The sequence below is a fragment of the Pseudomonas sp. HMWF006 genome (genome assembly GCF_003061205.1).
Taxonomy (GTDB): domain Bacteria; phylum Pseudomonadota; class Gammaproteobacteria; order Pseudomonadales; family Pseudomonadaceae; genus Aquipseudomonas; species Aquipseudomonas monsensis.
Map to the genome: position 1 here is coordinate 5412 of NZ_QAIU01000498.1, position 8709 is coordinate 14120.

An 8709-nucleotide genomic window follows, 5' to 3' on the forward strand; every position below is an offset into this window, starting at 1 on the left:
TCCTGCACCAACCGCTGCTGCAAACTGCCACGCAAGTGCTGCCGTATGCGCTGCAAACCAGCATCCTGATCCTGTTCGGGATTCTGTTCTGCTGGGTGTCGGCGGGTTTCTGGACCGCGTTGATGGGCTTCCTCGAGTTGCTCACCGGTCACGATAAATACCGTATCTCCGGTAAAAGTGCCGGTAACGAGCCGATTGCCAAAGACGCGCGTACCGCGTTGGTCATGCCGATCTGCAACGAAGACGTGCCGCGCGTGTTCGCCGGTTTGCGGGCGACGTTCGAATCGGTCGCTGCCACCGGTGATCTGGACCGCTTCGACTTCTTCGTCCTCAGCGACAGTAACGACACCGATATCTGCGTCGCCGAGCAACAGGCCTGGCTGGATGTCTGCCGCGAAGCCAAGGGTTTCGGCAAGATCTTCTATCGCCGCCGTCGCCGTCGTGTGAAACGCAAGAGCGGCAACCTCGACGACTTCTGCCGTCGCTGGGGCGGTGACTACAAGTACATGGTCGTGCTCGACGCCGACTCGGTGATGAGCGGCGAATGTCTGACCAGTCTGGTGCGCCTGATGGAAGCCACGCCGGACGCCGGGATTATCCAGACCGCGCCGCGTGCGTCGGGCATGGACACCCTGTATGCGCGCATGCAGCAGTTCGCCACGCGTGTGTATGGCCCGCTGTTCACCGCCGGTCTGCACTTCTGGCAGCTGGGTGAGTCCCACTACTGGGGTCACAACGCGATCATCCGCATGAAGCCGTTCATCGACCACTGCGCCCTGGCGCCGTTGCCGGGCAAAGGTGCGTTCTCCGGTGCGATCCTGTCCCACGACTTCGTTGAAGCCGCGCTGATGCGCCGTGCCGGTTGGGGCGTGTGGATTGCCTACGACCTGCCGGGCAGCTACGAAGAACTGCCGCCGAACCTGCTCGATGAACTCAAGCGTGACCGTCGCTGGTGCCACGGCAACCTGATGAACTTCCGCCTGTTCCTGGTCAAAGGTATGCACCCGGTGCACCGTGCGGTGTTCCTCACCGGCGTGATGTCGTACCTGTCGGCGCCGTTGTGGTTCTTCTTCCTGGTGTTGTCGACTGCGCTGCTGGCGGTGAACACGCTGATGGAGCCGCAGTACTTCCTCGAACCGCGGCAGCTCTATCCGTTGTGGCCACAATGGCACCCGGACAAGGCGATCGCGCTGTTCTCGACCACCATCGTGCTGCTGTTCCTGCCGAAACTGTTGAGCATCATCCTGATCTGGGCCAAGGGCGCGAAAGAGTTCGGTGGCAAGTTCAAGGTGACCCTGTCGATGCTGCTGGAGATGCTGTTCTCCATGCTGCTGGCGCCGGTGCGGATGATTTTCCACACCCGTTTCGTCCTTGCCGCGTTCCTCGGCTGGGCCGCGACCTGGAACTCGCCGCAGCGTGACGACGACTCCACGCCCTGGAGCGAGGCGGTCAAACGCCACGGTCCGCAGACCCTGCTGGGTTTCTGCTGGGCGCTGCTGGTGATCTGGCTGAACCCGAGCTTCCTGTGGTGGCTGGTGCCGATCGTCGGTTCGTTGATGTTGTCGATCCCGGTGTCGGTGATCTCCAGCCGTGTCGGCCTGGGCCTCAAGTCCCGTGACGAGAGCCTGTTCCTCATCCCAGAGGAATACAATCCGCCACAGGCGCTGCTGGCGACCGACCAGTACACCCACGAGAACCGTTGGCACGCGCTGAAGGACGGCTTCGTCCGCGCCGTGGTCGATCCGCAGCAGAACGCCCTGGCGTGCTCGCTGGCGACCTCGCGACACGGTCAGGCCGAGCCGATCGAATGGCTGCGTCAGGAACGGGTGCGTCACGCCCTGAAAGCTGGCCCGGCGGCGCTGAGCAACCATGATCGCCTGCAACTGCTGAGCGATCCGGTGGCCCTGGCGCGTCTGCACGAGCTGGTCTGGGCCGAAGGTCACGCCGAGTGGCTGGATGCCTGGCGCGCTTCGGTGAAAGCCGATCCGCATGCGCCATTGCTGCCGCTGCGACCGGTGAGCCTGCAGGCGCAACCGGCCTGATAAAGAAACCCCGCGATGTTGCGGGGTTTTTTTTGCCTGCTGAAAAGCCCCTCACCCTAGCCCTCTCCCAGAGGGAGAGGGGACCGACCGCGTTGAACATTCGAGTTACACCGACCTGATTCTGCTTTGCCGAATCCATAATCGACTCGATCTTTCAGGTCGGCGTATAGCTTGAGACACCTCGGTCGGCCCTCTCTCCCTCGGGGGGAGGGCTGGGCGGCGTTCCGATGAGGGTCAGCTCTTGATTGTTAAACAAATCGTCCATTAAACCTTGTGCAAAAAAACGAGTGCGTTAGCATCCGTCCCCGAATTGGCGCACCAGGGCTTTTTTGCCCGCCTCTGTTGGTTTTCGCGCCGCAATTGCAATGGTTTTGGGGACTTGAAGATGAAGAAGTATCTGTCGATGCTGCTGGTCGGCGTCACGGCACTGGTTGCAGTCAATGCGGCGCACGCCGGCGCGATCGACGACGCGGTCAAGCGCGGCACCTTGAAAGTCGGCATGGACCCGACCTACATGCCGTTCGAGATGACCAACAAGCGCGGCGAGATCATCGGCTTCGAAGTTGACATCCTCAAAGCCATGTCCAAGGCCATGGGCGTCAAGCTGGAGTTGGTGTCGACCGGTTACGACGGGATCATCCCGGCACTGATGACCGACAAATTCGACATGATCGGCAGCGGCATGACCCTGACCCAGGAGCGCAACCTGCGCCTGAACTTCAGCGAACCGTTCATCGTTGTCGGCCAGACCCTGCTGATCCGCAAGGAGCTGGAAGGCACCATCAAGTCCTATAAAGACCTGAACACCGCCGACTACCGCATCACCTCCAAGCTCGGCACCACCGGCGAGATGGTCGCCAAGAAACTGATCGCCAAAGCCAAATACCACGGCTACGACAACGAGCAGGAAGCGGTGCTCGACGTGGTCAATGGCAAGGCTGACGCCTTCATCTACGACGCGCCGTACAACGTGGTGGCGGTGAACAAGGTCGGCGCCGGCAAACTGGTGTTCCTCGACAAGCCGTTCACCTACGAGCCGCTGGCCTTCGGTCTGAAGAAGGGCGACTACGACAGCCTCAACTTCATCAACAACTTCCTGCACCAGATCCACGAAGACGGCACCTACGATCGTATCCATGACAAGTGGTTCAAGAGCACCGAGTGGCTCAAGGACATGGAATAAGCCCGGTCAGATAGACCGAGTTGCCCCATTCGCGAGCAAGCTCGCTCCCACAGTGATTGTGTGAACACCACAAATCCACTGTGGGAGCGAGCTTGCTCGCGAAGAGGCCCTCCAGAGCAACACAAAATCCGGAACCTGCAATGAAACAGAAAAAAGCCCAATGGCCCTGGCACGTCCTCACCGTGCTGGTGTTGGTCGGCCTGGCGGGCGCGTTGTATTACGCCACGTCGCTGATGTCCTACGAATGGCGCTGGAACCGCGTGCCACAGTATTTCGCCTATCAGGCCGAAGAATCCCAGCGTGCTACCGATATCTCCACGGTCACCGAACTGGTGCGCAAGGGCGGCAGCGCCCAAGTCACCCTGCGTAACGACGCCGGTGACGAGCAGCACCTGACGGTCGACGAGAACAGCCTGCAATTCGCTCAGGGCGACGATGTGGCTGAAGGCGACGTCGTGGGCGTGACCCGGCATTGGGCCGCAGGGCCGTTGTTGTGGGGGCTGTGGACGACGCTGTGGCTGTCGGTGGTGTCCGGCGTGCTCGGGTTGTTGATCGGTCTGGTCACCGGGCTGTGTCGCCTGTCGAGCAACCCGACCCTGCGCGACCTGTCGAGCATCTACGTCGAACTGGTGCGCGGCACACCGCTGCTGGTGCAGATCTTCATTTTCTACTTCTTCATCGGCACGGTGATGAACCTGTCCCGCGAGTTCGCCGGGATCGCCGCGTTGTCGCTGTTCACGGGTGCTTATGTGGCGGAGATCATCCGTTCCGGTGTGCAGTCGATTGCCCGTGGCCAGAACGAAGCGGCGCGTTCGCTCGGCTTGAGCGCTGGCCAGTCGATGCGTCACGTGGTGCTACCGCAAGCGCTGAAACGCGTGCTGCCGCCGTTGGCCGGGCAGTTCATCAGTCTGGTCAAGGACACCTCGCTGGTGTCGGTGATTGCGATTACCGAGCTGCTGAAAAGTGGTCGCGAAGTCATCACCACCTCGTTCTCGCCGTTCGAAATCCTGTTCTGCGTCGCCGGCCTGTACCTGTTGATCAACCTGCCGCTGTCGAAAATCGCCAGCCGGCTTGAGCGGAGGCTCGCGCAAAGTGATTGAAGTCCGCGATCTGGTAAAAGTCTTCGACACCCGTGGTCAGGTAGTCCGCGCTGTGGATAACGTCACTACCACGGTGGCCAAGGGCGAAGTGCTGGTGGTGATCGGTCCGTCGGGTTCCGGCAAATCGACCTTCCTGCGTTGCCTCAATGGTCTGGAAGCGTTCGACTCGGGTTCGGTCAGCATCGACGGCCTGCAACTGGCCGACCCGAAAACCGACGTCAACGCCTACCGCCGCGAAGTCGGCATGGTGTTCCAGCACTTCAACCTGTTCCCGCACATGACCGTGCTGGAAAACCTCTGCCTCGCGCAGAAAGTCGTGCGCAAGCGCGGGCAGAAGGAAAGCGAGGCCAAGGCCCTGGCGTTGCTGGAGAAGGTCGGTATCGCACAGAAGGCGCGGGAATACCCTTCACGCCTGTCCGGCGGTCAACAACAGCGCGTGGCGATTGCCCGGGCGCTGGCGATGGACCCGAAAGTGATGCTGTTCGACGAACCGACGTCGGCCCTCGACCCGGAAATGGTCGGTGAAGTGCTGGACGTGATGAAGGGGTTGGCCGTGGAAGGCATGACCATGGTCTGCGTCACCCACGAAATGGGTTTTGCCCGGGAAGTGGCGGATCGGGTGTTGTTCTTCGATCACGGCAAGTTGCTGGAAGATGCGGCGCCGGCAGAGTTCTTTGATGCACCGAAGGATCTGCGCGCTCAGGCTTTCCTGCGTCAGGTCCTGTAACGGCGGCGTCCCCTCGGACGCCATCGCTGGCAAGCCAGCTCCCACAGTGAGTGGGTTGAACACAACCGTTGTGATCGACATAAATCCTGTGGGAGCTGGCTTGCCAGCGATAGCATCACCCCGGTTCCCAGTGAACCGAGGCAGATGAATCACCTCAAACCTTGAAGCGTCCCACCAACGTCTGCAAATGCGTCCCCAGCCGCGCCAGCTCAACACTGGACGCCGCAGTCTCTTCACTGGCCGCCGAGGTCTGATCCGACACATCCCGCACATTCAGCACGCTACGGTTGATCTCCTCAGCCACAGCGCTCTGCTGCTCGGCCGCTGCCGCAATCTGCTGGTTCATCGCCTGAATCGCCGACACGGTGCGGGTGATGCTTTCCAGCGAACCACCGGCGCGACGGGTCAGTTCGACGCTGCTGTCGGTCAGGGAGCGGCTGTTGTCCATGATCGTCGCCACTTGCTGGGTGCCGTTTTGCAGGCCGACGATCAGCTCTTCGATCTCTTCGGTGGACTTCTGGGTGCGCTGGGCGAGGCTGCGCACTTCATCCGCGACCACGGCAAAACCACGACCCGCCTCACCGGCACGGGCGGCTTCGATGGCGGCGTTGAGCGCCAGCAGGTTGGTTTGTTGGGCCACAGATTTGATCACGTCGAGCACGCTGCCGATCTTGTCGCTTTCGCGCTTGAGTTCGCCCATGGCTTCGGTGGAATGACCGACTTCAACCGCCAGACGCTCGATCTGCGCGATCGCTTCACCGACCACCTTGTCGCCTTCGCGGGCCTGCTGGTCGGCGGCCACGGCAGCTTCGGACGCCTCTTCGGCGTTGCGCGCGACTTCCTGCACGGTGGCGGCCATTTCGTTCATGGCGGTGGCGACCTGGTCGGTTTCGATCTTCTGATTGTTGACCCCGGCGCTGGTCTGCTCGGTGACCGCCGACAGCTCTTCGGCAGCGCTGGCAATTTGGGTCACGCCATCGCTGATGCCACCGATCAGCTCGCGCAGGCCTTGGGTCATGCTTTGCATCGAGCGCTGTAACTGCCCGAGTTCGTCGCGGCGTTGCGACACGAGGTTGTGGGTCAGATCACCGGCGGCCACTTGTTCGGCGACTTTCAGGGTCTGGTTCAGCGGGATGATGATCTGCCGGGTGATTGCCCAGGCGGCCAGCAGGCCGAAGGCCACGGCGAGCAGGGTGGCGATGATCAACATGTTCTTGGCGTGCGCGGCATCGGTGTCGCGCACCACGGTTTGCGATTGGGTGAGCTTCTTGCTGACGTCGAGGAGGATGTCGCCCTGAGCCGTCATGGTGGCCCCGGCCCTGGCATTGTTCACCTGCGAGTCGCGGAACTGAGCGACTGCCGCACGATAGGCCTTGATCGAGTCGGTGGCCTGTTGCAGGTTGGCGATGTGCTGCTCGGGCAATTTCGCCGGCAGGCTGTCGAGGTTTTTCAGGGCATTGTCGATGGCGTCCAGCGCGGGCTGCTCCGCATCGGCCTTGCCGCTGTAGGTGTAGCCGCGCACCTGATAACGCGCCTGCTGCAACAGTTTGCTCAGCTCAATCACGCTGTTGAATTGCGCGACGCTGTCACCCTGCAGCAGGGATTTCTCGACGTCCGCGACCTTGGCCACGGCATTGTCGGCATTGGCGCCGAGTTTGCTGCGCGCGTCTTCGCGCTGCACGGTGGCCTGGGTCATGTCGGCGAAGGCGCGCTTGTACTCGGCGACGGCGGCCAGTTGCTGATCGACCATCGCCGCATCAGAAGGCTGCTCGATCAGACCGCGCGCGGTTTGCAGGCCGCTGGCGAGTTTGGCCAACAGCTCGTTGACCGCGCCCGGGCCTTGTTCGCCACGACGAGCTTCATAGTCCAGACGGGCCAGGCGCAGGTCCTTGGTCAGCTCATTGAGGCTGGAGATGAAGCCGAGCTTGTCACCGCGGCTGATGATGCCGCCCATGCCGGTCCAGCCGGTGAAGGTAATCAACAGCGTCAGCAACAGCACCAGGCCGAAACCGATGCCCAGCTTGCGTTTGACACTGACGTTCCCAAGATTCTCGGCTAACCAACGGTACATGCGACGACTCCCCTCGGACCACTAATTGGACTTATGGAGAGGGTATCGGCCGAGTGATGGCAATCTGTAACGCCATTTATCCGGGGTGAAGCTCCCTCGCCACAGAGGTTGCGCGTCGGATTTAAAACAGGCGGGCGAGGAGGGCGGTGACGGCGGTTTCGACGCGCAGGATGCGCTCGCCCAGTTGCACCGGTTGCAGGCCGGACTTGCCCAGCAGGTCGATTTCGTAGGGGATCCAGCCGCCTTCCGGGCCGATCGCCAGTGTCACCGGTTCGCACAGCGCACGCGGGCACGGCGGGTAGTTACCGGGATGACCGACCAGGCCGAGGGTGCCTTCGGTGATCGCCGGCAGGCGGTCTTCGACGAATGGCTTGAAGCGTTTCTCAATGATGATGTCCGGCAGCACGGTATCGCGGGCCTGCTCGAGACCGAGGATCAGATTCTCGCGAATTGCTTCCGGCTCCAGGAACGGCGTCTGCCAGAAGCTCTTCTCGACCCGGTAGCTGTTGACCAGAATGACCTTCGATACGCCCATGGTCGCCACGGTCTGGAACACCCGCCGCAGCATCTTCGGACGCGGCAGGGCCAACACCAGGGTCAGCGGCAGCTTGGCCGGCGGTGGCTGATCGAGGGTGACGCGCAGTTCGGCTTCGCCGGCCTCGAGGCGCAGCAGTTCGGCCGAACCCATCAGGCCATTGATGCGCCCGACCCGCAGGCTGTCACCGACTTCGGAGCGATGCACTTCCTGCATGTGGGTCAGGCGCCGGTCACGCAGCACGACGCGGTCGGCCGCGATGAAGTCGGCCTCTTCGAGCAACAGCAGGTTCATGCCTGGGTCGCTGGCGGCTGGTCGTTGTGATCGTCGGCCGGGGTTTCGTCCGGGCGTTCGCGCTTGCTGATCAGCCCACCGAACAGGATGCCGATTTCAAACAGCATCCACATCGGCACGGCCAGCAGGGTCTGCGAGAAGATGTCCGGCGGCGTCAGGATCATGCCGACCACGAAGCAGCCGATGATCACGTACGGGCGGATCTTTTTCAGGTATTTGACGTCGACCACGCCAATCCACACCAGCAACACCACGGCCACCGGAATTTCGAAGGCGACGCCAAAGGCGAAGAACAGCGTCATGACGAAATCGAGGTAACTGGCGATGTCGGTCATCATTTCCACGCCGGCCGGGGTGGCCGCAGCGAAGAACTTGAAGATCAGCGGGAACACGAAGTAATAGGCGAACGCCATGCCGGTGTAGAACAGCAGGATGCTGGAAACCAGCAGCGGCACCGCGATGCGCTTCTCATGCTTGTACAGGCCCGGCGCGATAAAGCCCCAGATCTGATGCAGGATCACCGGGATCGCGAGGAACAGCGAGACCATCATCGTCAGCTTCAGCGGCGTCAGGAACGGCGATGACACGTCGGTGGCGATCATCGTCGCGCCGACCGGCAGGTACTGGCGCAGCGGCGTCGAGACGAAGGTGTAGATTTGCTGGGTGAAGGCGAACAGCCCGGCGAAGATGATGAAGATCGCCGCCACGCAACGCAGCAGGCGGGTGCGCAACTCGGTGAGGTGCGAAACCAGCGGCA

Annotated in this window: 6 protein-coding genes and 2 pseudogenes; 4 read left to right on the forward strand and 4 right to left on the reverse strand. The window is 61.9% G+C overall.

The features are described 5' to 3' along the window. From mdoH to DBR24_RS21675, 4 genes and pseudogenes are all read left to right on the forward strand, one after another. Positions 1–2042: pseudogene (mdoH, locus tag DBR24_RS21660) on the forward strand (glucans biosynthesis glucosyltransferase MdoH); the annotation flags it as partial. Between the two features lie 385 nt (positions 2043–2427). Continuing rightward, complete coding sequence (locus tag DBR24_RS21665) at positions 2428–3225, forward strand: transporter substrate-binding domain-containing protein (protein ID WP_041071500.1); 798 nt, start codon at positions 2428–2430, stop codon at positions 3223–3225. 140 nt (positions 3226–3365) lie between these two features. Then, on the forward strand, positions 3366–4325 hold the full coding sequence (locus DBR24_RS21670; RefSeq protein ID WP_128615767.1) for an amino acid ABC transporter permease: 960 nt from the start codon (positions 3366–3368) through the stop codon (positions 4323–4325). Then, entirely contained in the window at positions 4318–5052 is a 735-nt protein-coding gene (locus DBR24_RS21675) for an amino acid ABC transporter ATP-binding protein (RefSeq protein ID WP_128615768.1), read from the forward strand. Before DBR24_RS21670 ends, DBR24_RS21675 begins: the two co-directional genes overlap by 8 nt. A 154-nt stretch (positions 5053–5206) precedes the next feature. Here DBR24_RS21675 and DBR24_RS34910 read toward each other — a convergent pair whose 3' ends face one another. The 4 genes and pseudogenes from DBR24_RS34910 to tatC all read right to left on the reverse strand — a co-directional run. After that, a complete protein-coding gene (locus DBR24_RS34910; RefSeq protein ID WP_371921338.1) occupies positions 5207–6079 on the reverse strand; it encodes a methyl-accepting chemotaxis protein in 873 nt (290 codons plus the stop codon). Beyond that, positions 6062–7123 (reverse strand): annotated as a pseudogene (locus DBR24_RS34915) (methyl-accepting chemotaxis protein); the annotation flags it as partial. The pseudogene DBR24_RS34915 and the gene DBR24_RS34910, both read right to left, overlap by 18 nt. A 121-nt stretch (positions 7124–7244) precedes the next feature. After that, positions 7245–7952: a 16S rRNA (uracil(1498)-N(3))-methyltransferase gene (locus DBR24_RS21685; RefSeq protein ID WP_128615770.1), complete on the reverse strand. Its 708-nt coding sequence runs from the start codon at positions 7950–7952 to the stop codon at positions 7245–7247. Then, on the reverse strand, positions 7949–8709 hold a 761-nt coding region (gene tatC / locus DBR24_RS21690; protein ID WP_128615774.1), incomplete at its 5' end, for a twin-arginine translocase subunit TatC. The genes tatC and DBR24_RS21685, both read right to left, overlap by 4 nt.